This window comes from Bailinhaonella thermotolerans, assembly GCF_003594875.1.
GTDB classification, from domain to species: Bacteria; Actinomycetota; Actinomycetes; order Streptosporangiales; family Streptosporangiaceae; genus Bailinhaonella; species Bailinhaonella thermotolerans.
This window is the reverse complement of sequence record NZ_QZEY01000003.1, coordinates 526,849-551,536: the sequence shown is the minus strand read 5'-3', so window position 1 is coordinate 551,536 and position 24,688 is coordinate 526,849. Positions and strand designations below refer to the sequence as shown.

The 24,688-nt window shown below is 75.2% G+C and carries 20 protein-coding genes; 6 read left to right on the top strand and 14 right to left on the bottom strand.

The window, feature by feature from the left end; translation table 11 throughout:
- Positions 1-97: 97 nt before the first annotated feature.
- Positions 98-340, top strand: coding sequence for a putative acetyltransferase (locus tag D5H75_RS11670; protein WP_119926396.1), 243 nt, complete (start codon positions 98-100; stop codon positions 338-340).
- Positions 341-393: 53 nt separating this feature from the next.
- Here D5H75_RS11670 and D5H75_RS11665 read toward each other — a convergent pair whose 3' ends face one another.
- The 4 genes from D5H75_RS11665 to D5H75_RS11650 form a co-directional block, all read right to left on the bottom strand.
- Positions 394-1,029, bottom strand: coding sequence for a phosphatase PAP2 family protein (locus D5H75_RS11665; RefSeq protein WP_119926395.1), 636 nt, complete (start codon positions 1,027-1,029; stop codon positions 394-396).
- A gap of 392 nt (positions 1,030-1,421) precedes the next feature.
- A complete protein-coding gene (locus D5H75_RS11660; RefSeq protein ID WP_119926394.1) occupies positions 1,422-3,563 on the bottom strand; it encodes a glycerol-3-phosphate dehydrogenase/oxidase in 2,142 nt (713 codons plus the stop codon).
- Positions 3,554-4,204, bottom strand: coding sequence for a DUF47 domain-containing protein (locus tag D5H75_RS11655; RefSeq protein WP_202638057.1), 651 nt, complete (start codon positions 4,202-4,204; stop codon positions 3,554-3,556). Before D5H75_RS11655 ends, D5H75_RS11660 begins: the two co-directional genes overlap by 10 nt.
- A 231-nt stretch (positions 4,205-4,435) precedes the next feature.
- Positions 4,436-5,428 (bottom strand): inorganic phosphate transporter, encoded by a 993-nt coding sequence (locus D5H75_RS11650; RefSeq protein WP_242454153.1) that lies wholly within the window; start codon positions 5,426-5,428, stop codon positions 4,436-4,438.
- A gap of 98 nt (positions 5,429-5,526) precedes the next feature.
- Between D5H75_RS11650 and D5H75_RS11645 the strand changes: the two genes are divergently transcribed.
- Complete coding sequence (locus tag D5H75_RS11645; RefSeq protein WP_119926391.1) at positions 5,527-8,625, top strand: helix-turn-helix transcriptional regulator; 3,099 nt, start codon at positions 5,527-5,529, stop codon at positions 8,623-8,625.
- 155 nt (positions 8,626-8,780) lie between these two features.
- On the opposite strand, the gene D5H75_RS11640 is transcribed toward D5H75_RS11645, so the two are convergent.
- The 3 genes from D5H75_RS11640 to D5H75_RS11630 form a co-directional block, all read right to left on the bottom strand.
- Positions 8,781-9,947 carry an ABC transporter substrate-binding protein gene (locus tag D5H75_RS11640; protein ID WP_202638056.1) on the bottom strand — a complete coding sequence of 389 codons (1,167 nt, stop codon included), beginning with the start codon at positions 9,945-9,947 and terminating at the stop codon, positions 8,781-8,783.
- Between the two features lie 197 nt (positions 9,948-10,144).
- Complete coding sequence (locus D5H75_RS11635) at positions 10,145-10,804, bottom strand: response regulator (protein WP_119926390.1); 660 nt, start codon at positions 10,802-10,804, stop codon at positions 10,145-10,147.
- A 56-nt stretch (positions 10,805-10,860) separates the two neighbouring features.
- Complete coding sequence (locus D5H75_RS11630; RefSeq protein WP_147425121.1) at positions 10,861-12,732, bottom strand: sensor histidine kinase; 1,872 nt, start codon at positions 12,730-12,732, stop codon at positions 10,861-10,863.
- A gap of 136 nt (positions 12,733-12,868) precedes the next feature.
- Here D5H75_RS11630 and D5H75_RS11625 point away from each other — a divergent pair, with 136 nt between their 5' ends.
- Positions 12,869-15,349 carry a Mov34/MPN/PAD-1 family protein gene (locus tag D5H75_RS11625; RefSeq protein ID WP_119926388.1) on the top strand — a complete coding sequence of 827 codons (2,481 nt, stop codon included), beginning with the start codon at positions 12,869-12,871 and terminating at the stop codon, positions 15,347-15,349.
- Between the two features lie 54 nt (positions 15,350-15,403).
- Here D5H75_RS11625 and D5H75_RS11620 read toward each other — a convergent pair whose 3' ends face one another.
- Positions 15,404-16,126 (bottom strand): hypothetical protein, encoded by a 723-nt coding sequence (locus D5H75_RS11620; protein ID WP_147425120.1) that lies wholly within the window; start codon positions 16,124-16,126, stop codon positions 15,404-15,406.
- Positions 16,127-16,240: 114 nt separating this feature from the next.
- On the opposite strand from D5H75_RS11620, the gene D5H75_RS11615 reads away from it, so the two are divergent.
- Together D5H75_RS11615 and D5H75_RS11610 are read left to right on the top strand one after the other, a co-directional pair.
- Positions 16,241-17,038 carry a site-2 protease family protein gene (locus D5H75_RS11615; protein ID WP_119926386.1) on the top strand — a complete coding sequence of 266 codons (798 nt, stop codon included), beginning with the start codon at positions 16,241-16,243 and terminating at the stop codon, positions 17,036-17,038.
- Positions 17,039-17,087: 49 nt separating this feature from the next.
- Entirely contained in the window at positions 17,088-17,783 is a 696-nt protein-coding gene (locus D5H75_RS11610; RefSeq protein ID WP_147425119.1) for a hypothetical protein, read from the top strand.
- 108 nt (positions 17,784-17,891) lie between these two features.
- Here D5H75_RS11610 and rraA read toward each other — a convergent pair whose 3' ends face one another.
- Entirely contained in the window at positions 17,892-18,371 is a 480-nt protein-coding gene (gene rraA / locus D5H75_RS11605; protein WP_119926384.1) for a ribonuclease E activity regulator RraA, read from the bottom strand.
- A gap of 101 nt (positions 18,372-18,472) precedes the next feature.
- Here rraA and D5H75_RS11600 point away from each other — a divergent pair, with 101 nt between their 5' ends.
- On the top strand, positions 18,473-20,983 hold the full coding sequence (locus D5H75_RS11600; protein ID WP_242454152.1) for a penicillin acylase family protein: 2,511 nt from the start codon (positions 18,473-18,475) through the stop codon (positions 20,981-20,983).
- Between the two features lie 137 nt (positions 20,984-21,120).
- Here the strand turns inward: D5H75_RS11600 and D5H75_RS11595 are convergent, their stop codons facing one another.
- From D5H75_RS11595 to mshB, 5 genes are all read right to left on the bottom strand, one after another.
- Positions 21,121-22,146, bottom strand: a complete 1,026-nt coding sequence (locus tag D5H75_RS11595) for an MBL fold metallo-hydrolase (RefSeq protein ID WP_202638055.1) — start codon at positions 22,144-22,146, stop codon at positions 21,121-21,123.
- A 104-nt stretch (positions 22,147-22,250) separates the two neighbouring features.
- Complete coding sequence (locus tag D5H75_RS11590) at positions 22,251-22,682, bottom strand: hypothetical protein (RefSeq protein WP_119926381.1); 432 nt, start codon at positions 22,680-22,682, stop codon at positions 22,251-22,253.
- A gap of 10 nt (positions 22,683-22,692) precedes the next feature.
- Positions 22,693-23,238 carry a flavin reductase family protein gene (locus tag D5H75_RS11585; RefSeq protein ID WP_242454151.1) on the bottom strand — a complete coding sequence of 182 codons (546 nt, stop codon included), beginning with the start codon at positions 23,236-23,238 and terminating at the stop codon, positions 22,693-22,695.
- Between the two features lie 10 nt (positions 23,239-23,248).
- Positions 23,249-23,791 carry a DUF6113 family protein gene (locus tag D5H75_RS44055; protein ID WP_119926380.1) on the bottom strand — a complete coding sequence of 181 codons (543 nt, stop codon included), beginning with the start codon at positions 23,789-23,791 and terminating at the stop codon, positions 23,249-23,251.
- Positions 23,792-23,800: 9 nt separating this feature from the next.
- Positions 23,801-24,655 carry an N-acetyl-1-D-myo-inositol-2-amino-2-deoxy-alpha-D-glucopyranoside deacetylase gene (gene mshB, locus D5H75_RS11575; protein ID WP_119926379.1) on the bottom strand — a complete coding sequence of 285 codons (855 nt, stop codon included), beginning with the start codon at positions 24,653-24,655 and terminating at the stop codon, positions 23,801-23,803.
- Positions 24,656-24,688 lie beyond the last annotated feature (33 nt).

Genomic DNA, 24,688 nt, shown 5'->3' with positions numbered 1-24,688 from the left:
AGAAGACCCTAGCTGACATGCCGTTTCGCGGTCAGTGCGGTCACGGGATCGATGTCCTTCCCCTGCCCCCTTTCAGGGGGATGGTTACCCTTGCCGGGTGAGGTTCCGTCTTGTCGTGGCGATCAGTCCCGCCGACGCCGGCCGCCGCGTCTCGGTGCGCCGCCGTCTCGCCGACGGGCGGTTCACCGACGCCGTGGGCGTCCTGGAGTCGTGGAGCGGGGGCGTCCTGCGCATCCGCCGCCGCGACGGCTCCCTCACCGAGATCCCCGAGGGCGACCTCGCCGCCGGGAAGGTGGTCCCGCCGCCGCCCTCCCCGCGCCGCGGGCCGTCCGCCCCCTGACGCCCCTCCCCCGGACGCCCTCCCCTCCGGACGCCTCTACCGGCGGGAGACCGTCAGCGCGGGGCGCGCAGCAGGGGGGCGAGGGCGCGTGTGCCGCGCAGGCGGGTCACCAGGGGCGTGACGGGACGCAGGAGCAGGAGGGCCACCAGCGGGGCCACCACCGCGCCCAGGAGCGCGCCCGCCACGACGTCGTGCGGGTAGTGGACGCCGACGAAGACCCGGGAGAAGGCCGCCAGCCCGGCCATGAGCAGGGCGGGGACCGCCATCGCGCGCCAGACCAGGATGACCGCGATCGCGGCGCCGGCGGCCAGAGTCGCGTGGTTGCTCGGCAGGGACCAGTCGCCGACCTCGGGGCAGGGGGCGATCGTGGCCGCGTCGGGGAAGATCCGGCACGGGCGCTCCTGCCGCACGCCGGTCTTCAGGATCTCGCTCACGACGTACGCGGCCACCGCTCCGGCGGGCGCGACCAGCGTCAGGGCCATCGCGCGGTCCGTCCCCCGCCGCGCCCGCCACCACGCGAACACGAGCAGGGCCGCCAGCAGCACCGGGAGCGCCTCGGTCCCGACCTCCATGAGCCACCGCACCCAGTGCGGCGTCCCGTGCGCGAACTCGACCACGTCGAGGTACCACTCGGCGCTCACGTCGGGCACGTCCTCGACCCGGACCGGCGTTCCCCCGATGTCCCCCATGCTTCCTCCCGTTTCCTCTGATCAGGCCCTACAGACCGTAGAAAACGGAAAGACCTCCCATATCCCCCGAAAGTTCCAACCTGCCATTGACTTTCGTCAATTCGGCCGAGGCCCCGCCGCCCCTCCCCCGGCTCACGCCGTACGGCGTCGCACCGCCGTACGGCGTCGCCCCCGCCGTACCGCCCCGGCGGGCCCGGAGCGGGTGAGGGCGGGCGGGAGGCGGGCCCGGAGCGGGCCCGGACCGGGTCGGGTGGGGTCGAGTCGGGTCGAGTCGGGTCGAGTCGAGTCGGGTCGAGTCGGGTCGAGTCGGGTCGAGTCGAGTCGGGTCGAGTCGGGTCGAGTCGAGTCGGGTCGAGTCGGGTCGAGCCGGGTCGGGGGTGGGTCCGGACGGGTCAGGGGCGGGCGGCCTGGAGGAGTGCCCGCATGCGGGGCAGGGCGCTGAGCACGCGGGACGGGGCGCGGCGGACCCCGGCCAGGCGGCGCACCGGCACCGGGGCCGCGACCAGGCGCGGGTCCGGCACCGCCATGCGGGCCTCGAACGCGGCCGCCTCCTCGGCCTGGGCCTCGCCGAGGCGCTCGGCGGCCACGACCGCCTGGTAGTGCTCCACCTCCCGCGCCACCGCGCGCCGGTCCCAGCCCAGCACCTCCGCCATCAGCCGGGCCGCCCCGGGAGCCGCCGAAAGGCCCCGGTCCGCCGTGTCCACGGCGATGTGCGTACGGCGGGCCAGCGCGTCCACCAGGTGCATCGCCCCCTCGTGCGAGGCGGCGTACACGATCTCGGCGGCGATGTGGTGCGGGGCGCCGTCCAGCGGGGCCGCCAGCGCCGGGCGGGCCGCGATCAGGTCGAGCAGGTCCAGGGTCGTCGAGCCGTACCGTTCGAGGAGCCGGCCGACCAGGTCCTCCGGCAGCCGCGCCCGCCGGGCGAGCACCCGCCGGGACTGCCGCAGCACCTCCACCCCGTCCGCACCGACCAGCGGGATCTCGTGCGTCCGCGACCTCGGCCCCGCCGGGCCGACCACGGCGTCCACCGCGTCGCGCGCCATCACCCGGTAGGTGGTCATCTTGCCGCCCGCGATGGCCGTGAGCCCCGGCGCGGGCTGCCACACCACGTGCTCGCGCGACAGCTTGGTCGTCTCCGCCGCCCCGGTGTCCACCAGCGGCCGCAGCCCGGCGTACACCCCGACGACGTCCTCCCTGGTCAGCGGGGACGCCAGCACGCGGTTGCACTGGTCGAGGAGGTAGTCCACGTCCGCCCGCGACGCCGCCGGATGGGTCGCGTCGTGCTCCCACGGCGTGTCCGTCGTGCCGATCAGCCAGTGCGCGCCCCACGGGATCACGAACAGCACGCTGCGCTCGGTCCGCGCGATCAGCCCGGTCTCGCCCAGGTCAACCCGGTCGCGCGGGACCACGATGTGCACGCCCTTGGACGCGCGCACCGACGTGGGCGACTCCACCCCGGCCAGGGCCAGCAGCCCGCCGGTCCAGGTGCCGGTGGCGTTCACCACGTGCCCGGCCTCGACCACCAGCGGCTCCCCGCTGACGGCGTCGCGCAGCCGTACGCCGATGAACCGCTCGCCGTCGCGCAGGAACCCCTCCACGCGCAGCCCGGTCGCGACCACGGCGCCGTACCGCGCGGCCGTGCGCGCCAGGGTCATGGTCAGGCGGGCGTCGTCCACCTGCGCGTCGTAGTACTGGATCGCGCCCACGAGCGTGTCCGGCCGCAGCCCGGGGGCCTCCTCCAGCGCCCGCCGCCGCGACAGGTGACGGTGCCGGGGTACGGCTCCCGCCCCGCCGAGCGAGTCGTACAGCCGGACCCCGGCGCCGACGTACGCCCGCTCCCAGCCCCGGCGCGTCAGCGGGTAGAGGAAGCGCACGGGCCGCACCAGATGCGGCGCGATCCGGTCGAGCAGCAGCGCCCGCTCGCGCAGCGCCTCGCGCACGAGCCCGAAGTCGAACTGCTCCAGGTAACGCAGCCCGCCGTGGACCAGCTTGGACGACCGCGAGGAGGTGCCCGCCGCCCAGTCCACGGCCTCCACCAGCGCGACCGAGAGCCCGCGCGTGGCCGCGTCCAGCGCGATCCCGGTGCCGGTCACGCCGCCGCCGACCACGACCAGGTCGAACCGCTCGTCCCGCAGCGCCCGCAGCGCGCCCGCCCGCTGCGCCGGGCCGAGCTGGTCGCGGCGGTGGTCGTTGCGGGCGCGGCGGGCGGCCCGCTCGTTCAGCTTCTCGGTCAGCCGCTCGGCCAGCCGGCCGTTCACGCGCCCGGGGGCGCGGCCCCCGGCCCCGGCGCGGCCCGCGCCGTTCGCGGTCCCGCCTCCGCCGCGGCCTCCGATGTGGCCCGCGCCGCCGGCGGCGCGGGGCGCGGCGTCCCGCCCGTCCCGGCCGGAGGACCCGTCCCGGCCGGTGGACGCGTTCCGGTCGGGGGACGCGTTCCGGCCGGAGGACCCGTCCCGATCGGAGGACCCGTCCCGGCCCGAGGGCGCGTTGCGGTCGGACCGGCTCGTGTGACCGTTCGTGCGGGCGTTCAGTGCCATCGTTTCATCACCCCGTCGGCGAGCGCGTCGGCCGCAGCGCCCAGGTGGCGTACGACCCGGTCGATCGTGCGTAGCAGCTCCAGCTCGCGGAGCTCCCCGGCGGTCACGGCCTTGGCCGGGTCCCCGGAGAGCAGGCGCACCACACGCCGCTGGTACCCGCGGCGGACCCGGTTGCCGGCCTTGCGCGCCGCCAGGACCTCCCGGGCGGCGGCCTTGCCGGACTTCTCCACGTTGTCCACGGCGCGCTCGATCGCGCCGATGCCCTCGCCGATCCCGTCCAGCAGCGCCGTGAAGCTCTGCAGCTCCTCCGCGCCGAACATGTCGGCCTCGCGCACGAAGTCGCGTAACTCGTCCAGCACGTCGTCGATGGAACGTGACAGCCGGAACACGTCCTCCCGGTCGATCGGCGTCACCAGCGACACGGCGAGCGTGTCCACGAGCCGGGCGCGGTCGTCGTCGCCCTCGTGCTCGACCACGCCCATCTTCTTGCGCGCCTCGTCCAGCGCCAGTTCCCCGGCCGTCAGCGCCCGCACCACCGAGAGCCCGTCGTGCACGGTCGCGAGCTGCGCCGCCAGCAACTGGAGCTGCCTGCGCCCCGTCAGCCCGCCGAGCCCGAATCGCCACCAGCGCCGCTTCGCCACCGTTCGCCTCCCCCGTCGCCGATCCGCTCCCGGGCCGGTTCCAGTCTTCTCCCTCGCGGGCTCCGCCGCCCTTACCGCCGGTCCCCGTTCTGGTTCCCCACCTGGTTCCGGCGCGCGTTCCGGTTCCGGCGCCCGTTCCGGTCCCGATGCCCGTTCTGGTTCCGGTGTCCGTTCTGGTTCGGTCCGCACGGGTACGGCGGACGCCGTCTGCTCTGCCGTCTTTCCGGTCATCTAGCGAATCCCTCTCACCAGCAGCCCGGCCAGGGTCGCCAGCCCCAGGCTGCTGGGCAGCGTGAACAACCAGGCCGCGCCGATCCGGGCGGCGACCTGCCAGCGGATGCGCCGGTACCCCTGCCGCAGGCCCGCGCCCACGAACGCCCCGGCGAGCGACTGCGTCAGGCTCACCGGCATCCCGGCCGCCGCCGAGCCGATGACCGCGGTCGCCGTCGCGAGCTGCGCCACGTTGAGCTGGAGCGGCCGCAGCGGCAGCAGCGCCCCGCCGAGCGTGGGCCCGACCCGCCGCAGCCCGATCACCAGCCCCAGGAAGAAGAGCCCTGCCGTCGCCGCCAGCATCCACGGCCGCGCGGGCACGGCCCCCGCGGCCGCGCCGGGCTCCGCCGTCCCCGCGAAGAGCACGGCGAGCATCTTCTGCCCGTCGTTCACCGCGTACGCGAACAGCAGCAGCGGGAACGCGACCCAGTGCGCGCGGTACGCCGTCCGGGACACGCCCGTGGACGGCGGGAACAGCGCGAGCGCGCCGGTCAGGACGTACGCCAGCAGCGCCCCCGCGAACGGCGCGAGCAGCCCGGCCACCAGCACGCCCGCCACCACGCCCCACGACACCGGAAGCCCCGCCCCCAGCCCCGCCCCCGTGAGCCCGCCGACCAGGGCGAGCGTCAGGCTCGTCGGCAGCCCGCGCCAGGTCAGCGTCAGCACGACCGCCAGGGCGGCCAGCACGGCCACCGCCAGCGCGATCCTGCCGGTCTCGCCGCCGAACGGCACCAGCCGCCGCACGAAGGTCGTCGCCACCTGGGTGCCGAACAGCGCGGGCGCGACCGCCACCAGCGCGACCAGCAGCAGCCCGCCCGCCGGCAGGTTGATCCGGGGCTCCCGGAAGGCCGGCGCGAGCACGGCGCCGCCGTCGTTCACGCCGGTGATCAGCACGAAGAGCACGGCCGTGGCGAGGAGAAGGTATTCGAGCAACCACGCCTCCTCTCGCCTCACGGGAGATTCATACCCACTTGTGCGGCCGAGGATCTTGACAGCGGTCAGGAGAGCGCCAGAGGAATGTGGCGATCCTCCGGAAGTGAGACCCTTTGCGCATGGCTATTCGGTCCGTCAGTCCCCTCTTCGCCGGCCGGGACGCCGAGCTCGCGGCGCTCCTGTCGGCGTACGGCCGCGCGCCCTCCGTCGTGCTCGTGGGCGGTGAGGCGGGGGCCGGCAAGACGCGCCTGGTGGACGAGTTCGCCGAGCGGGTCTCCGGCGAGGCCCTGGTGCTGACCGGGGGCTGCCTGGAGTTCAGCTCCGGCGGCCTGCCGTACGCGCCCTTCACGGCGGGGCTGCGGCGGCTCACCCGCGAGATCGGCGCGGCCGAGGTGTCCGCCCTGGTGCCCGGAGGGTCCCACGAGCTGGGGCGGCTGCTGCCCGAGCTGGGGCCGCCCCCGGCGCGGCCGGACGACGTGACCGCCTCCTCGCACCTGTTCGAGGAGGTGCTCGGGCTGCTGGAGCGGCTCGCCGAGCGCCGGCCGGTCGTGCTCGTCGTGGAGGACGCGCACTGGGCCGACCGGTCCAGCCGGGACCTGCTGACCTTCCTCACCCGCAACCTCACCCGGGCACGCGTCCTCGTCGTGGTCACCTACCGGTCCGACGACCTGCACCGGGGCCATCCGATGCGCCCGGTGCTCGCCGAGCTCTCGCGCGGGGCCACCGTGCTGCACCTGCCCCGGCTGAGCCTGGCGGAGGTGACGCGGCAGCTCACCGGCATCCTCGGGCACGAGCCCGACCCCGCGCTGGCCGAGCGGGTGCACGCCCGCAGCGAGGGCATCCCGCTGTTCGTCGAGGAACTGGTGCGCAGCGCCGACGGCCCGCTGCCGGAGTCCCTGCGCGACCTGCTGCTGGCCGGGTTCGACGCGCTGCCCGCCGCCACCCGCGACGTGATCCGGCTGGCCACGGTGAACGGCTCGCACACCGACCACGCGCTGCTCGCCGCCGTCACCGGGCTCGGCGACGCCGGCCTGTCGGACGCGATCCGCCCGGCCGTCGAGACGAACGTGCTGGTCACCGATGACACGGGGTACGCCTTCCGGCACGCCCTCATCCGGCAGGCGATCAGGACCGACCTGCTCCCGGGCGAGCGCACCCGGTTCCACCGCGCCTTCGCCGAGGCGCTGGAGCGGGACCCGTCCCTGGGCACCGCGTCCGAGCTGGCCGAGCACTGGCACCACGCCCGCGACGAGGAACGCGCGCTGGACGCGGCCTGGCGCGCGGCGGAGGCGGCCGAGAAGGCGTACGCCTACGCCGAACGGCTGGAGATGCTCGAACGCGTCCTGGACCTGTGGACCCCGGCGGCGGCGGAGCGCATCGGCGCGGACCGGGTGGCGGTCCTGGACGAGGCCGCCGAGGCCGCGCGCGTCGTGGGCGAGCACGACCGGGGGCTGAAGCTCGTCCGGGAGGCGCTGTCGGAGCTGGACGGCGAGCGCGATCCCGAACGGCTGGCGCTGCTGCTGTTCCGGCGCTCGAAGCTGCGGTCCGACCGGGGGCTGGCGGGCGAGCTGGACGACCTCGAACGCGCCCTCGCCCTGGCCACCGGCCCCTCGCTGACCCGGGCCCAGGTGCTCGCCCAGCTCGGGGGCCTGTGGGGGCTGCAGAGCCGGCCGGACCGGGCGCAGCCGTACCTGGACGAGGCGCTGGAGCTGGCCGACCGGCTCGGGGCGGTCGAGGTCCGGCTGAACGCGCTGATGAGCCGCGCCGGGCTGGACAACCTGGCGGGCCGGTCCGACGAGGCCCTGCGCGACTACCGGGAGGCGCGCGCCACGGCCGAGCGGCTGGGCATGACCTGGCTGGTGCTGCGGGCGCTGGTCAACGAGATCGACGTCCTGGCGTTCTCCGGGCGCCTCGACGAGGCCATGGAGGTCGCCCACCAGGCGATCGAGCTGTCGCGCAGGCACGGCCGCATCCGGACGCACGCCGTGTTCGGCCAGCTCAACCTGGCCGAGGCCCAGCTCGCCGCGGGCCGCATCCCGGACGCGGCCAAGACCCTGGACGAGCTGCTGGAGCTGCCGCCCGAGGACGCCCTGCACGCCGACTACCTCATCTACCGGGCCCGCGCCGCGCTGGCCATGGGTGAGTACGACCGGGCCGGGGAGATGCTGTCGCGGGCCCGCGAGGAGCTGGAGTCCCGCGAGGCCTACACCCAGGAGATCCTGCCGCTGGCCGCGACCCTGATCGACTGGCACCTGATCATGGACGACCCGGCGGGCGCGATGCGGGTCCTGGAACGCGCCCGGCGCACCCGGGACCTGCGCCTGAGCCCCCGCTTCGGCTGGGAGGTCCTCACCAGCGGCCTGCGCGCCGCCCTCGCCGCGGGTGACGACGAGGTGCGGCGCGAGCTGACCGACCTCGCGGCCGTCCTCCCCGCTCCCGGGCCCGTGAGCGAGGCCCGCCGCCGCACCTTCCACGCCCTCCTCACCGCCGCCGCCCACCAGCGCGCCCCCGCCGTACGGCCGGGCGAGGACGACACGGCGCGAGCCGTACGGCCCGGCGAGGGCGACGCCGCTCAGGCCGTATGGCCGGGCGGAGAGGACGCGGCGCGAGCCGTACGGGCCGGCGAGGCGGACGCGGCGCGAGCCGTACGGCCGGGCGGAGAGGACGCGGCCCAGGGCGTTCGGGACGGCGGGGACGCGGCGGGAGGCGTGCGCGGGGACCTCGCGGGGGGCGCGCCGGGCGGGGTGAGCGCGGAGGAGGTCGTGACCGCCTGGGACGCGGCGGCGGAGGCGTGGGCGCGGGCCGGGCGGCCGCTTCCCCGGGCGTCGGCGGTGCTGGAGGCGGCCAGGGCGGCGGCCGGGCACGACCGGGAGGGCGCGGCGGAGCGGCTGCGCGCGGCGGCGGAGCTGGCCGACGGGACCGGCGCGGAGCCGCTGGTCCGGGAGATCGCCGGGTTCGCCCGCCGCGCCAGAATCCCCCTGGACACGGCGGCGGGCGCGGAGCCCGCCGAGCGCGAGCGCCTGGGCCTGACCGAGCGGGAGTACGAGGTCCTGCGGCACCTCGCCGACGGCCGGACGAACCGCGAGATCGCGGCGGACCTGTTCATCTCCGCCAAGACCGTGAGCGTGCACGTCTCGAACATCCTGACCAAGCTGGACGTCTCCACCCGGGGCGAGGCCGCCGCCCTGGCCCACCGCCTGAACCTCTTCCCGAGCTGACCCCGCCTCCCCGAACCCATCCCACGACCCCGCCCCCTGCGCCGCCTCCCTGCGCCGCCTCCCCTTCGCCGTGATCATGCGGTTTTAATCACACCCTGTGCTCAAAACTGCATGATCACGGCGAGGTGGGCTCGTGAGAGGTGAGGGGCGGGGGGTCAGCGGACGGTCTTGTGCCAGTTGGCGGCGACGTAGGCGCGGGCCCGGTCCATCTGGGGGATGGTGAGTGTGACCGGAGTGCCGGAGACGGGCGGGAGGCGCTTGTAGGCGGCGCGGTCCACCTTGCCGTCGCGTTCCATCGCCTCGGCCCGGATCGGGCGGGTGTGGCCGCGCAGGAAGAGGTTCTGCCCCTCGTCGGAGTACAGGAACTCCTGCCACAGCCGGGCCGCCGCCGGGTGCGGGGCGGCGCGGTTGATCGCCTGCGCGTAGAAGCTGGACAGCGCGGGACCGGTGGGGACGACGACCTTCCAGTCCACCTTCTTGCGGTCCTCGTCGCGCTTACGGAAGCGGTCGGCGCGCGCCGCGTTGCGGTAGTCCCAGTCGATCACCACCGGGGTCCTGCCCGACTCGATCGTGGAGGTGGTCGGCTCGGTGCGCGTGAGGTTGCCGGCGCGGGCGAGCTGCCCGAAGTACCTCACCCCGGCGCTGACGTCCTCCGCCGAGCCGCCGCCGGCCAGCGCCGCCGCCGCGACCCCGCTGAACGCCGACTTGGTCCGCGTCGGGTCGCCGTTGAGCGCCACCGCGCCCCGGTAGGCCGGTTTGAGCAGGTCCGCGAAGCTCCTGGGCGCGGGGACCTTCCTGGCGTTGTAGCCGATCGACATGTGCCCGCTGTAGTCGCCGTACCAGGCCCCCTTCGGGTCCTTGGCCTGGTCGGGGATGTCGTGCCAGGTCCGGACCTGGTAGGGCGCGAACATCTTCTGGTTCGCCACCGCCACGTTGAGGTCCAGGTCGAACACGTCCGGCGCGTTCCGGCCGCCCTTGTGCCTGTGGGCCGCGTTGATCTCGTCCTGGCTGCTCGCGTCGGGCTGCGCCGAGTTGACCTCGATCTTGTACTTCTCCTCGAACGCCTTGATGATCGCGCCGTAGCCCGCCCAGTCGGGGGGCAGCCCGATGACGTTCAGCCGCCCCTCCTTCTTGGCGGCCTCGACCAGCCGGTCCATGCCGCCGAAGTCCTTGACCGAGGTGGCCTTCGCCGCCTTCACCTTCGGCGCCGGCTTCTGCTCGCCGATCTTCGGCACCGGCGGCGACCCGCCGCACCCCGCGGCCAGCCCCAGCATCACGACGCCCGCGCACAACCCGGTGATCCTGCGTCCGGGAGTCCCCATCGCGCGTGCCCTCCTGTCCGTCGTACCTGCTCAGAGGCGGAAAAACGTTCGGTACGGCTTCCGCCAAACTGCCCCGTGAGGTTCCCGGGTTTCAAGGCGCGCTTTCGCCGCATGCGCTGCCCTTGCGAAACGTTTATCCCCGGAAGGGGCGCCCTATCCGCCGGCGAGACCGGACGGGCGATCTCACCCGCTGACGGTCAGGAGACGGGCGGGGTGAGGTGTGCCTCCCTGGCCAGGAGGGCGGCCTCGACCCGGTTGCGCAGCCCGAGCCGGGTGAGAAGGGTGCTCACGTACGTCTTGACGCTGCCCTCGGCCAGGTGCAGGCGGGCCGCGATCTCGGCGTTGGTCAGGCCCGCGCCGAGCAGGGACAGGACGTCGCGCTCCCGGGGGCTGAGCCTGGCGACGCGTTCGCGGGCCTCGGCCGTGCGGACCAGGCCGGCCGGGCCGAGCGACCGGATCAGCCGGGCGGCGACCCTCGGGGACAGGTAGGCAGCGCCCTCGGCGACCGCGCGCACGCCGATCAGGAACTCGCGCGGGTCGCCGGTCTTGAGGAGGAAGCCCGCCGCGCCGGAGCCGAGCGCCCTGGCGATGTACTCGTCCTCGCCGAACGTGGTCATGACCAGGATCGCCGTCTCGGGCGCGGCGCGGCGCGACTCCTCGGCCGCCGCCAGCCCGTCCAGCACCGGCATGCGGATGTCCACGAGCGCGACGTCGGGCCGGTGGGCGCGCACGAGCTCGACCAGCGCACGGCCGTCCCCGGCCTCGGCCACCACCTCGATCCCCGGGTCCGCCGCCAGGATCGCCCGGACCCCGGCCCTGATCACGGCCTCGTCGTCCGCCAGCACCACCCGGACCAACGTCGCGTCCCCCCTTTCCGTCCGGGACTCACCCTCTCGCATCGCCGGGCCGGCGGTCATCGGCCGTTCGGAGGAGGAGGCGGCAGCCGCCGCGCGTCGGCCACCCGGTCCCCCGCGAAGCACACGCGGTACAGCCCGAGCCGCCCGTCCAGCGGGTTCCGGCTCGTCCCGTAGTACCGGCACTCGGCCCCCGCCGGGATCGGCGGCTCCTCCCCGAAGGCCCGGTCGACCCACGTCCGCGCGGGGAGCACCCGATCCGCCGCCTCCCGGGCCTGCCCCACGTGCAACCGGGCGAAGTCCCCCGGCTCCAGCGCCGACGTCATCCTGTCGTACGCCGTGAACCCCAGCACCACGGCCGCCAGCCCCGCCACCGACCCGGCCGCCCCGAGCACCGCCCACCGCCGGGCCCGCCGAACCCGCCCCCGCGCCTCCGCCAGCCCCCGCGCGACCTCCGTACGGCCCGCGCCGGGCTCCTCGGCACGGCTCGCGCCGGGCTCGCCGGCGCGGTCTCCGCCCGGGCGCGCCGGGTGCCCGGCCCCGGACGCCGATCGCCGCGCCGCGCCGGACCCCTGGAGCACCGCCGCGTCGCCCGCGGGCCACGCCGGGCCGGCCGCCTCGGCAGCCGCCGGAGCGGAGGCCGCGTCCACCGGAGCGGAGGCCGCGTCCACCGGGGCGAGGGCGGCACGCCGTACGCCGCCGGGGACGCCGGCCCCGGGCCGTACGGCGGGCGGGGCGGGCGGGGGGCCGCCGGGGAGGGAGCGCGGGAGCCTGGCGCGGACCTCGAACGCGCCCGGGCCCCGGCGGACGGAGAGGTCGCCGCCGCAGAGGCGGACGCGCTCCTCCAGGCTGAGCAGGCCGGTCCCGTCGCCGTCGCGCGAGGGCGGACGGGTGAGGGGGTTGGTGATCGTGACCAGGGCCTCCGCGGGAGTCTCCGTGATCTGGACGGTGACCTCGGCGCCGGGGGCGTGGCGGGCGGCGTTGGTGAGGGACTCCTGCACCACGCGGTGGAGGGCGCGGGCGGACATGGGCGGGAGCGCGGGGTCCTCGCCCGTCAGGTGGACGCGGAGGCCGGAGTCCCGGGCCCGCCGGACCAGCCCGCCGACCGTCTCCACGCCAGGCCCGGCCATCCCCACGCCCGGCCCGGCGGCCGTCTCCGCGCCCGGCCCGGCGGCCGTCCCCGCACCCGGCCCGGTGCCGGGCGGAAGGGGGTGGGGGTCGGCGCGGAGCATGCGGACGACCTCGCGGAGGCGTTCGGCGGCCTCGGTGACGGCCTCCCTGAGCTGGGCGGCGGACTCGCGGTGCGGCTCGGCCAGGCCGGGGGCGACCTCCAGGGCCCCGGCGCGCAGGGCGATCAGGCTGAGCTCGTGGCCGAGCAGATCGTGCATGTCGGAGGCGATGCGGGCGCGCTCCCGCAGCCGGGCGCGCTCGGCGGCGGCGCGCTGCTCCCGTTCGAGGCGCTCGGCGCGCTCCCATCCGGCGCGGACGAGCTCGGCGCGCTGGCGGCGGTACTGCCCGGCCAGCCACGGCACCAGGCAGCCCAGCAGGATCCCGGCGGCCGACACCACCGCGTGCCCCGCGACCGCCCCCGGGACCACGGACGCCGCCAGGGCGGGCAGCGCGCGCCGGGCGTCCGCCGTACGGACCCCGGCCAGGTAGGCGAGCACGGGCAGGGCCGGGAGCAGCGGCAGGATTCCCAGCCAGGACTCCGGGCCATGGAGCACGAGCGCCGCCTCCCAGGACAGCGCGCCGGCGAGCAGCGCGGTCACCGGCCGGGACCGGCGCAGGAGCAGCGCGGCGGCGAGCGCGGCCAGCCAGAGCGCCACCTCGGGCCAGGGGTAGCGGCCCGGGAGCGAGGTGAGGCCCGCGAGGCACACGGGCGTCCCGAGAACGGCCCACATCGCCACATCCGTCACCCGTGCGCGGTTCATCCGCCGAGGCTACAAACTCCCGTCACCCGCTCATGACCCCGCCATGATTTGCGGAGCAGGGGGGTAATTGGGAGGCTTCCGCTTGGTTAAGGTCACGTCTAGGGACGCCGACGAGGACGCACACCCGGAGCGCGCGATGAACTTCTGCCTCAGCGATCTCGTGCCACCGCTGCGATGGAGCGACCCGGCACAGCTCGCCACCGTCATCGAGGATCCGCGGCTTCCCGCGTCCTGGTGGCGCACGCTCCCGCTCGGTCACGTGCTCTTCACGCTGGGAGCCGACCGCACCTGCGCCATGGTCACCGACCTGGCGCTGGCCCAGTGGGGCGCGGCGTCTCTCGGTGACATCCTGCCCCCGCTGCACGTCGTGGAGCCGGACACCGCCGCGTGGCCGAACGCCGCGCGCTCGGTGCTGCATCGGGCCGGGTCATGGGCCGGGCTGCTGGCGATGAGCCCCAACGAGGTGCGCGACCAGCCCGGCGTGGGCCCGCAGCACCTCCCTTCGGCGCTCTACGCGATCTTCCTTGAGGTGATCGGGAAGCTCCCGGCCTCCCCTCCCCCGCGTCACCCCGCTCCGATGGACCTGGCCGAGCACGTGCGCGTCCTGGCCGCGTGGCTGCCGGGCTCCGCCCCCGACGAGGTCCGCGCGGCGCTGAACCGGCTGGCCGCCGCGACCGGCACGCCGCTGCCGCCGCCCGGGCCCGCCCCGATCGCGCCGCCGCAGCCGATCGCCCCCCGGCCTCCCGTCGTCTCGCAGGCCCCGCCGTACGGCCAGCAGCCGCCGTACGCGCCGCCGTACGGCCAGCAGCCAGCGGCTCCGCCGGGCACTCCCCCGGTGCCGCCGGCGCCGCCGGGCCCGGTGGTCCCCCCGGCGGGACCGCCCGCCGCGCCGCCCGCCCCGGAGCGGGCGCCGTCCGGGCAGCCGGGCGCCTACTCCCCGCCGCCCGCGCCCTCCTCGGTCGTGGAGTTCGAGGCCGTGCACGTGGGCGACGGGGAGCTCGACACGCTGATCGACCAGGCGTTCGCGAATCTCGACGACATGCGGTGGGCGGTCGCGCAGAACCGGCTGTTCGGCGAGGAGCCGACGCCCGCCGAGGAACTGGCCAAGCTGTTCGCCGTCTCCCCCGACGTGATCTCCCGGGTGGAGGCCGAGCTCGACGAGCGCGTGCGCCACTGGCTGCGCGGTCCGCAGGCCGAACCGGTGGCCCGGCACCTGGCCGCGCTGCCGGAGATGCTCGGCACCGCCTCCCCGGTGGCCCGGCTCACCGAGCTCGCCCCCTGGCACGGGAACCAGCTCAACTCGCTCGGCGTGCCCGCGTGGCGGTTCGTCGCCAAGAACATCCCGGGGTACCGCCTCCAGGAGGGCTGGCTCGTCGCGGGCGACATCGCCGACCTGCGCGACCAGACGCGCCGCCTGATCGCCGACTCCGACATCCTGCCGATGCTGCCGCAGGCCCTGGAACTGGTGCAGTCGCTCGGCATCCACGCCGAGGTCGCCAAGCAGTGGCTGGAGAGCGTCCCCAGCCTGCGCATCATCGCCGGTCACGTCGCGCACCTCAGCACCGGCTCCCAGCCGCTCCCCGGCGGCGGTTCCCCGGCGAGCTCGTCCGGCGAGTGGTCCCCGCCCGCCGCCGACTCGCCCGGCTCGCCCGGCTCCGCCGACCCCGGCCCGGCCGGCCCCGCCGGTACGGCCGACGCGGGCGCGCCCGGTTCCGGGGCGGGCCCGGCGGGCGGCGGCTCCGGCGGGACCGGGCCGCGACCCGCCTTCCCCGATCCGGCGGGTCCCGGCCCCGCGGGCTTCGGCGGCACCGGTCCCCGCCCGATGGTCTCCGAGGCGCCCGCTCCGGCGGCCCCCGGCGCGCAGGGCCAGGCCGGTCCGCGGCCCCCGGCCTTCCCCGGCGGCCAGGGCGCTCCAGGCGGTCCTGGCGGTCCCGGCGGTCCTGGCGCCTCGGGCGGCTCCGGGGCTTCCGGCGCCCCGGGTGGTCCCGGCGCCCCGGGTGGTCCCGGCGCCCCGGGTGGTCCCGGCGCCCCGGGCGCTCCCGGCGGGGCCCCGGCGGCGACGCACGACGGGCCGAACGGCGGCACGCCGTACAAACCCTTCAAGGACGTGTCGCTGACCCGCCGCTGCTTCAAGGAGCCCGACGGCCGCTGGTGGCACCGCCTCGACGTGAGCGGCGAGCACCTGCGCGGCTCCGGGCACGCCCTCCCCACGGGCTTCGCCGCCTACCTGGGCCTGGCCCCCGGCCGCCGCAAGGTCGTCCCGTCGATGGTCGGGGACATCGTCCTGACCTGGCGGAACCAGCCGGTGATCGGCAGCCTCCAGACCCTTTTGCACGAGTACGGCGCGCAGGAGGGCGACCACCTCTTCCTGTCCATCACCGAGGAAGGCGTCCTGGAGACCCGTCACGTCGCGCAGTCCGACGAGACGCGGACCAGCGCCGGCGAAGCCGTCCGCCTCGCCGGTCACCCCGCCCAGGTGTCGACGGAGGCCCAGGCGATCGCGATCCTCGCCGACCGCATCGACCTGCCCGGCCCCCCGGACCGCGACGCCGTCCTGACCCGCCTCCGCGAGCGCGGCGACCGCGACATCCTCTCCTACCTCGAATCCGACGACTGACCCCCGTCAGCACGGCCCGCCCGGAGCCGCGCGCGAGCCGTACGGCCGGGGCGGTCAGGACGCGGTGGCGCGGCGGCCCAGGGGGGTGAGGTGGACGGTGGCGCCTTCCACCGTCACCGCGCCGAACTCGGCCAGGCGGGCCACCGCCGTGCCCACCGCCTCGCCGTAGCGGCGCCAGCGGCCGTCGTCGTCGCAGACGTTGGCGAGCTGGTAGGCGAGCCCCTCGCGGAGGCGCGACAGGGGCGTGGGGTCGTCGGCGGCGAGGAGCGCGGGCACGGCGGGCAGGGCGTGCGCGAACTCGACCGTGATCTCGCCGGTCTCCAGGCGCAGGGAGGTGAGGGCGTCGTAGGCCGCCCGCCACACGGCCACGGCCTGGGCGTCGTCGCCGTCGGGCCAGGCGGCGAGCTGCCTGCCGGGGAGCACGCGGCGGCCGTCGCGGCGCAGGAACCCGACCGCGAGGGCGAGGGACCAGGCGCGCATGAGCTCGGGGCAGCGGCGGGCGAGGTCGCGGCCGTCGTCCACGGGGGCGGCGAACAGGGTCTCCTGCCGCAGGTCCAGGTCGGGCTCGGCGACCGGCGGGCGGTAGCCCAGGGTCTGGATGGCGTCGGCGGCGGCGGAGACGGCCAGCACGCCCGACGGGGTGAGGTCGCGGCCCTCCCCGACCCAGACGGCCAGCTCATGGGCCCGCCGCAGGGGGACGCACACGCGCGCGTCCATCGCCAGGGCGCCCAGCTCGGTGTCGAGTGCGAGCTGTACGCCGGATTCCACAGCGCTCATACCCGGACCCAAACGGACAAGTTTCTCTTTCTCGACACGTCCAAGACCGTACTGCCTCCACCCCTCGGCCCCCGGTGACGACACGCGGGCCGCGCCCGTAGGTAGAGTCTCAGCATGTCAGCCCTCCCGTCCGAGAAGCCCGCGATTCGGGCGAGCCGCCTGCCGAGTCCCGCGTTCCTGGTCATCCTGGCCGCCTTCGCCGGATCCGGATGGTACGCCTGGCAGGCCGGCACGAGCATCGAGCCGAGCACGCGCCTGGCGCTGTTCTTCTTCGTCGTCACGGGCTGGCTGGTGTCGCTCTGCCTGCACGAGTACGGCCACGCCGTCCTCGCCTACCGCGCCGGCGACCACAGCGTCGCGGAGAAGGGGTACCTCTCCCTCAACCCCATGCGGTACAGCGACGCGGCCCTCAGCTTCGTCATCCCGGTCGTGTTCGTCCTGCTCGGCGGCATCGGCCTGCCCGGGGGCGCCGTCTACATCGACCGCTCGAAGATCTCCGGCCGCCTCCGCCACAGCCTCATCTCGGCCGCCGGCCCGCTGGTCAACCTGGTCTTCGCCGTCGGCCTCGCCGTCCTCGTCGGCAACCTGATCTCCGGCCGGCACGGCCCGTTCTGGTTCGGCGTCAGCTTCCTGGCCCTCCTCCAGCTCACCGCGGCCCTCCTCAACCTCCTCCCGGTGCCGGGCCTGGACGGCTTCGGCATCATCGCCCCCTACCTCCCGCCCCGCTGGACCGCCAAGGCCGCCCAGATCGCCCCGTACGGCTTCCTCGCCCTGATCGCCGTCCTCTGGATCCCCCCGGTCAACCAGGCCTTCTTCAACGGGATCTACAGCCTCCTCGACCTCCTGGGCGTCCGCCCCGGCTACGCCGTCGCGGGCGACAACCTCTTCCGCTTCTGGACCAACGTGTCCTGACGCCGATCTCACCCGGGACGCGCGGGGCGCGCGGGTCTAGGCTCGGGGCATGTGGAGGCTTTATGACGCGCGGGGGAAGCGGCTGGAGCCGGTTTTCCCGGTGCGCGGCCCGGTGCTGCGGGTCCAGCTCTGCGGCGACGATCTGCGGACCCACGTGGTGGCGGACATCGTGCGGCGGGTGGCGGAGCGGCAGCGGCTGCGGGTCGTCCAGCGCCAGGGCGTGAAGCAGGAGGAGGCGTCCACCCTCAACATCCGGCCGCCCGAGGACATCGGGGAGCCGGGTCCCGAGGCGATCGACGTGCACGTGGGCGAGGTGGACTGCGCCGAGCACGAGCGGGTGAGCGTGTGGATCGCGTCGGGCCGGATGCGCCTGGACAACGGGCTCGCCGGGGTCGTCGCCGCCGGTCTCGACCCGCTGGCGGTCCGCCTGGACCTGCTCCGCCGCCACTACCGGGAGCCCGCCGAGCTGACCTGGGACACGCTGCGGGAGGCCCAGTCCGTCCTGGAGCGCACGCGCGGCCTGGTCGCCCGCTGGGCGGAGTCCCCGAGCGCGCCCCTCCCGGCCGAGCGCATCCGTCCCGCCCTGGAGGCCCTGGACGACGACCTGGACACCGAGCGGGCCCTGCGCGTCCTGTTCGACCTGGAACACGACGGCGAGACCGCCCCGGGGGCCAAGTTCGAGGCCGCGGCCTACCTCGACCAGGTCTTCGCCCTCGACCTCACCCGCGAGGTCGGCCGCCGCTGAGCGTCCCGCCCCGCCGCCAACGCACGGCTCGCGCCCGGCCGTACGGCTCGCGGCGGCGGGGCGCCCGCCGCCGCGAGCCGTACGGCCGGGCGAGGTGGGTGACGGGGGTCAGAGGAGGGGGTCGCGGCTGAGGACGATGCCGTCCTCGTCGCTGTAGAGCCAGGCCCCGGGAGTGAAGGTGACCGCTCCGAAGGTGACCGGGACGCCGGCCTCGCCCGCGCCGGTCTTGCCGCTCTTGCGCGGGATCGAGCCCAGCGCCTTGACGCCCAGGTCCAGCGTGGCGAGCGCGGCCACGTCGCGGACCGCGCCGTTGATCACGACGCCCGACCAGCCGTTCTCCAGCGCGGAGGTCGCGATCAGGTCGCCCATCAGCGCGGTGCGCAGGGACGCCCCGCCGTCCACGACCAGGACGCCGCCGTCGCCGGGTCCGGCCAGTGTCCGCTTCACCAGCGCGTTGTCCTCAAGGACCCGCACCGTCGTGACCGGACCGGCGAACCGGAGGCGTCCGCCGTACTGCCGGAACTGGGTCTCGCAGCAGGCCAGGGACTCGCCGTGGGCGTCCACGAGGTCGGCGGTGGTGAAGTCCATGCATCGGATTATGCCTGGCACACTTGTCGCACCATCTACGGACATACCAGGATCGGGAGCGTCAGGTGAGGATCGCGCCATTCGCTAGGTTGCCCCGCCCCTTGCGGTGGTTCGCCAGGCTGCTCGTCCTGCTCCTGGTGCTGGCGCTGCTGCTCGCCGGCGTGGTGGTCTGGTCGGTGCGGCGCGCCTTCCCCCAACTGGACGGCGAGCTCAAGGCCCCCGGCCTGTCCGCCAATGTGTCCGTATATCGAGACAAGTATGGCGTACCGCATCTCTATGCGGACACGCCCGAGGACCTGTTCTTCGCGCAGGGGTTCGTCCACGCGCAGGACCGGTTCTGGGAGATGGACTTCCGCCGCAAGACCACGGCGGGCCGGCTGAGCGAGCTGTTCGGCAAGGCCACGCTGGACACCGACAAGGTCATCCGGACCATGGGCTGGCGGCGGGTCGCCGAGCAGGAGCTGTCCATCCTCAACCCGCGCACCCGCGCCTACCTCGACCGGTACGCCGCCGGGGTGAACGCGTGGATGAAGGCCACCCCCGGCAAGAGCCTGGAGTACTCCGTCCTCAAGCTCACCAACCGGGACTACGAGCCCGAGCCGTGGACCGCGGTGGACTCCCTGGCCTGGCTCAAGGCGATGGCCTGGGACCTGCGCAGCAACATGGAGGACGAGCTGGCGCGGGCCATCGCCGCGACCGCCGTGCCCCGACAGCGCGCCGAGGAGCTGTGGCCCCGGTACCCCTACGAGCTCAACTCGCCCATCGTGAGCGAGGTGAACCAGGCCCGCGCGACCTCGGCCGCGCTGACCCCGATCCCGGAGGAGTCGCGCGACGCGCTGGCGCGGGCGGCGCGAGCCGTACGGGCCGCGCCGGACCTGATCGGAACGGACGGCGACAACTCGGGCATCGGGTCGAACTCCTGGGTGGTCTCCGGCGCGCACACCGTGTCGGGCAAGCCGCTGCTGGCCAACGACCCGCACCTGTCGCCGCACATGCCCTCGACCTGGTACCAGATGGGCCTGCACTGCCGCGAGCGCAGCGAGTCCTGCCCGTTCGACCTGACCGGGTTCACCTTCGCCGGGCTGCCCAGCGTCGTGATCGGGCACAACCACCGGATCGCCTGGGGCTTCACCAACCTCGGCCCCGACGTCTCGGACATCTACCTGGAGCGGCTGCGCGGCCAGGAGTACCAGTACCGCGACGGGTGGAAGCCGCTGGAGACCCGCACCGAGCGGATCAAGGTCGCCGGGGGCGAGACGGTGACGCTGACCGTGCGCGAGACCGGGCACGGGCCGCTGCTCTCCGACGTCCTGGGCACCGCCAAACGCGCGATCCCCGGCGCGGCCAAGGCCCTGAACGAGCCGGACGAGGAGAAGGAGTACGGCGTCGCGCTGCGCTGGACCGCCCTGGACCCGGGCCGTACGGCGGACGCCCTGTTCCTCATGGGCACCGCGGAGAACTGGGACTCCTTCCGCGCGGCGGCCAAGTCCTTCGAGGTCCCCGCGCAGAACCTGGTCTACGCCGACGTGGACGGCACGATCGGCTACCAGGCCCCGGGCCGGATCCCGGTGCGCAGCGGGGGCGGCGACGGCGCGTGGCCGGCCGCCGGGTGGACCGGGCAGGTCGAGTGGACCGGCTGGGTGCCGTACGAGAAGCTGCCCACCCAGCGCGACCCGGTGCGCGGCTACATCGTCACCGCCAACAACGCCGCCACCGGCCCCAGCACGACCCCGCAGCTCACCCGGGACTGGTCGTACGGCTACCGCTCGCAGCGCATCATCGACCGGCTGAAGCAGGCGATCCAGAAGGGCAAGGTGGACGCGGCGACGATGTCGTCGATCCAGCGGGACAGCCGCAACGCCTTCGCGCCCGAGCTGACCCGGTACCTCCTCAACCCGGACCTGAAGCTGGCCGGACCGGTGAAGCGGGCGGTGAAGCTGTTCGACGGCTGGGACTTCGGGCAGAGCAAGGACTCGGCGGCGGCGGCGTACTACAACGCGGTCTGGCGGCACCTGCTGATCCGCACGTTCAACGACGAGCTGCCCGAGGGGGCGCGCCCGGACGGCGGCGACCAGTGGTACGAGGTGCTGCGGCCGCTGCTGGCCGAGCCCTCCGACCCGTGGTGGGACGACGTGAAGACCAAGGGCGTCCAGGAGAGCCGGGACCAGATCCTGCTGCTGGCGCTGGAGGACGCCTTCGACGAGCTGAGCGACCGCCTCGGCCCGGACCCGAGCCGGTGGGCCTGGGGCGACCTGCACAGCCTCACGCTGACCAACGACACGTTCGGCACCTCGGGCATCGCGCCGATCGAGTGGCTGTTCAACCGGGGCCCGCTGCGGGTGGACGGCGGCAAGGACGCGGTGGACGCGGCCGGCTGGAACGTCCAGCGTGGGTACGACGTGACCGCCGTGCCCTCGATGCGCATGGTGGTGGACCTGGCCGACATGGACCAGTCGCGCTGGATCAACCTGACCGGCGCGTCCGGCCACGCGTTCCACGACAACTACTGGGACCAGGCCGGGCTGTGGGCCGACGGCAAGACGATCCCCATGCGCTCCAGGCCCGAGTCCGTGCGGCGGGAGGCCGTGAACACCCTCACGCTCACGCCGTAGCCCGCCCCGCTCCCGCCGTACGGCCCGCCCGAGAGGCCCGGGCCGTACGGCCCGGCTCGCGGGCGCTCAGGCCGTACGGCCCGGCTCGGGCTCGGGCCGTACGGGCTCAGGCCGTACGGCGAAGGGGGCGGGCGGGGTCAGGAGCGGGGGGCGAGGACGCGGCTCTCGCCGACGGCCAGGTCCCACAGGTCCTCGCGGGGGCGGCTCGCGGCCTCCCACGCCTTCCTGGCCTCCTCGACGGGCGCGAGGAGGTGCTCGGCGGAGAGCATGAAGGTGCCCCAGTGCATGGTCGCCATCCGCTGCGCGCCCGCGTCCAGCGTGGCCCGCACGGCCTCCTGCGGATCGACGTGGGCGCTGCGCATGAACCAGCGCGGCTCGTAGGCGCCGACGGGCATCAGGGCCACGTCGATCCCGGGGTACCGCTCGCCGATCTCGGCGAACCGGTGACCGTAGGCCGTGTCGCCCGCGAAGTAGACCCGCCGTCCCCCGGCCTCCGGCGCGGCGGTGAGCACCCAGCCGCCCCACAGCGTCCGGCAGGTGTCGAACGGCCCGCGCCGGCTCCAGTGGTGCGCGGGCACGAACGCGAACTCCACGCCGCCCACCGGCACGCTCTCCCACCAGTCCATCTCGGTCACGTCGTGGTAGCCGCGCCGCCGGAACCAGCGCCCCAGCCCGCCGGGCACGAAGAACGGGGTCCCCTTCGGCAGCCGCCGGATCGTGGGCAGGTCCAGGTGGTCGTAGTGGTTGTGGCTGATCACGACCGCGTCCACCGGCGGCAGCGCGTCCCACTCCACGCCGGGCGGGGTCAGCCGCGCCCGCACGCCGGGGATGCGCCGCGACCACACCGGGTCGGTCAGCACGGTCAGCCCGCCGATCCGCACGACGAACGTGGCGTGCCCCACCCAGGTCACGGCCGTGTCCGTACGGCTGACGCCGGGCAGCCCCTCCCGCCGCACGGGGATCTCCGCGACGCCGGACAGGCCGGTGCGGAACCCGCCCTCGCGCATGATCCGCACCATGTCGGCGGGGCCGGGCAGACGCTCGGTGAGGCGGTCCTTGAAGGAGGAGGGCCAGACGCGGGCCCCGCGGCGCACGGGACGCACGGGGCGCGGGGACGCCGGCGCGGGCGGGATGACCGGGGACGGCGAGGAGGGCTCAGTCATGCCTTCCATCGTGCGCCACGATCGCCGGTGCGGCGCACTCGGACCGTCCTCGGACCGTCCGCAGACCTTCCGCAGACCTTCCGCAGAGCTTCCGCAGGCCTTCCTCAGGCCTTCCGCCGCCGCCACCGCGCGGGCGAGCGCGCGTATCCCCCGTCCTCCAGCCCGGCGAGCCGCTCGAACGGGTTCCACGCGCCGAGGTCCCCCGTCGCCGCCCAGGAGACCCCCGCCGCGACCAGGTAGAGCGGCAGCAGCAGCACGGGCCCGGCGCAGAAGGCGTACTGGGTGGCGTGGCGCGCCTCGTGGGCCAGCAGCGCGGGCCGCTCCGCGAGCCATTCGGCCGGCCGCCGGGTCACGATCACGTTCCCGACGGTGAACGCGGGGGCGGGCGGGATCGGCAGGCGGTAGCCGTGCGCCACGAGGAGGCCGTCGTGCGCCCGCAGCCTGCGCGCCCCGCCGAGGCGGGCGACGAGCAGGCCGAGCGGGGTGGCGAGGTTGACGTAGTTGACGACCTGGCGGGCCCGGTGCCGTGGCCTCATGGCCGTATTGTCACTCCCCGCCGGGCGGCCGGTCGAGCCCGCGGTAGCCGCCGGCGTAGTAGAGCAGCGGGCGGGCCTCCGGGCGGCGCAGATCCACCCCGATCACCTCGCCGACCACGATCGAGTGGTCGCCGCCGTCGTGCACCGCGTGGGTGCGGCACTCCAGGGTGGCGATCGCGTCGTCCAGCAGCGCGACCCCCGTCCGGGGACCGCGGTGGCAGGACCAGGAGTCGAGCCGGTCGCTCACCTCCCGGCCCCGGGTGGCGAAGAAGCGGGAGACCTCCTCGTGCTCCTCCCCCAGCACCGAGACGCCCCACCGGCCCGCCTCCAGCACGGCGGCGTGCAGGCGGCTGATCTTCTCCGGGCAGAAGAGCACGAGCAGCGGGTCGAGCGAGACCGACGTGAACGAGTTGGCCGTCATCGCGTGGTCGAGCCCGCCCGCTCGGGCGGTGACCACGACCACGCCCGTGGCGAACCGCCCGGCCACCGCGCGGTAGGCCGCCGGGTCGATCGCGGGCTCGACCGGGGGCTCGATCGGGGGGTTCGGGCCGGGCACGGGGCGGACTCTAGTCCCGCGCCTGATGGTGGGCCTGGCCGGGGACCCCGCCCGCCTGGCCGGGAACCCCGCCCGCCTGGCCGGGGACCCCGCCGAGGATCCACGACTGCGGCGCGGCCTTCGACATCATGATCGCGATCAGCACGACCAGCGCCCCGCCGTACAGGTAGACGTAGCCGGGGGTGAGCAGCCAGGACTGGCCCTGGGCGGGCCCGGCGAGCACGAGGTCGCCCTCGGGGCGCGGCATCGACAGGACCATCCCGACGAAGAGCCAGGACACCCCGGTCACCACCGCGGCCAGCCGGTTGCGCATGAGACGGCCCGCGCCCCAGGTGAGCAGGAACGCCACGGCCAGCGACAGATAGGCCCCGAGCGGGAAGTCGCCGAGGTACCAGCCCTGCATGAAGGACCAGAAGACCGCCGCGATCACCCCCAGCACGAAGAGCATGCCGTAGACGCCGCCGGTGACGAACGCCTCGGGCCGTCCCGGGTCCGCGGTCGCGGCCGGGGCGTCCTGCGGTTGCTGGTGCGGCTGCGCCGGAATCTCCCCCACGCGGGCAGATTAGTCGATGCCGTGGAAGAGATCGTCTTCCCGGTCCCCGCTGGGAGGCGCGCCACCGACCAGGATGTACTGCTCCACGCCGCTCGCCAGTTGCGCGAGCCCGTTGGAGAGGGCGTACCAGGGCTCGGCCACGGTGATCTGGGTCGCGTGCGCGCGCATCGCCGCCAGCTTCGCCGGGAGGTACGCCGTCGCGTCGATCTCCGTGGTGATCGTCTCGTCCGGCACGCCGTACGGCAGGGCGTCCGGCGCGGTGAACGGGGTGCCGGCGGCGCGGGCGGCCTCGATCCCGTTCTCGATCACGGAGCGGGCCACCGTCGTGTAGTAGAACTTGGCGACCGTCCAGGGCTCGCCGTCGCCGTGGCCGGGGGCGGCCGCCAGCTCGGCCGCCCGGCGGGCCACGCGGTGGGCCTGGATGTGGTCGGGGTGGCCGTAGAAGCCGTTCTCGTCGTAGGTCACCAGGACCTGGGGGCGCACCTCGCGGATGACCGTGACCAGCTCGGCCGCGGCCTCGTCGAGGTCGGCCCGCCAGAAGGCGCCGGGGCGGTCGTTCGTCGGCGCGCCCATCATGCCGGAGTCGCGCCAGCGGCCCGCGCCGCCGAGGAAGCGGTGGTCCTTCACGCCGAGCGCCGCGCAGGCCCGCTCCAGCTCGCCGATCCGGTATGCCCCCAGGCGGTCCTCGCGGTCGGCGGCCAGATCGCGCAGCTCGGGCGGGATGACCTCGCCCTCCTCCCCGAGCGTGCACGTGACCAGGGTGACGTGGGCGCCCTCGGCGGCGTACTTCGCCATGGTGGCGCCGTTGTTGATCGACTCGTCGTCGGGGTGGGCGTGCACGAGCAGCAGGCGGCGGTCGGACATGCCCCAAGATTAGAGCGTCCCTGAACTGGCAGG

Bases quoted from the DNA above. Each gene is read 5' to 3' on its own strand.
- D5H75_RS11645 (WP_119926391.1), top strand. From the start codon at position 5,527: ATGGCTATTCGGTCCGTCAGTCCCCTCTTCGCCGGCCGGGACGCCGAG.
- mshB (WP_119926379.1), bottom strand. From the start codon at position 24,655: ATGTCCGACCGCCGCCTGCTGCTCGTGCACGCCCACCCCGACGACGAG.
- rraA (WP_119926384.1), bottom strand. From the start codon at position 18,371: ATGGACTTCACCACCGCCGACCTCGTGGACGCCCACGGCGAGTCCCTG.
- D5H75_RS11660 (WP_119926394.1), bottom strand. From the start codon at position 3,563: ATGGCACTGAACGCCCGCACGAACGGTCACACGAGCCGGTCCGACCGC.
- D5H75_RS11665 (WP_119926395.1), bottom strand. From the start codon at position 1,029: ATGGGGGACATCGGGGGAACGCCGGTCCGGGTCGAGGACGTGCCCGAC.
- D5H75_RS11640 (WP_202638056.1), bottom strand. From the start codon at position 9,947: ATGGGGACTCCCGGACGCAGGATCACCGGGTTGTGCGCGGGCGTCGTG.
- D5H75_RS11625 (WP_119926388.1), top strand. From the start codon at position 12,869: ATGAACTTCTGCCTCAGCGATCTCGTGCCACCGCTGCGATGGAGCGAC.
- D5H75_RS11610 (WP_147425119.1), top strand. From the start codon at position 17,088: ATGTGGAGGCTTTATGACGCGCGGGGGAAGCGGCTGGAGCCGGTTTTC.
- D5H75_RS11595 (WP_202638055.1), bottom strand. From the start codon at position 22,146: ATGACTGAGCCCTCCTCGCCGTCCCCGGTCATCCCGCCCGCGCCGGCG.
- D5H75_RS11615 (WP_119926386.1), top strand. From the start codon at position 16,241: ATGTCAGCCCTCCCGTCCGAGAAGCCCGCGATTCGGGCGAGCCGCCTG.
- D5H75_RS11620 (WP_147425120.1), bottom strand. From the start codon at position 16,126: ATGAGCGCTGTGGAATCCGGCGTACAGCTCGCACTCGACACCGAGCTG.
- D5H75_RS11630 (WP_147425121.1), bottom strand. From the start codon at position 12,732: ATGAACCGCGCACGGGTGACGGATGTGGCGATGTGGGCCGTTCTCGGG.
- D5H75_RS11590 (WP_119926381.1), bottom strand. From the start codon at position 22,682: ATGAGGCCACGGCACCGGGCCCGCCAGGTCGTCAACTACGTCAACCTC.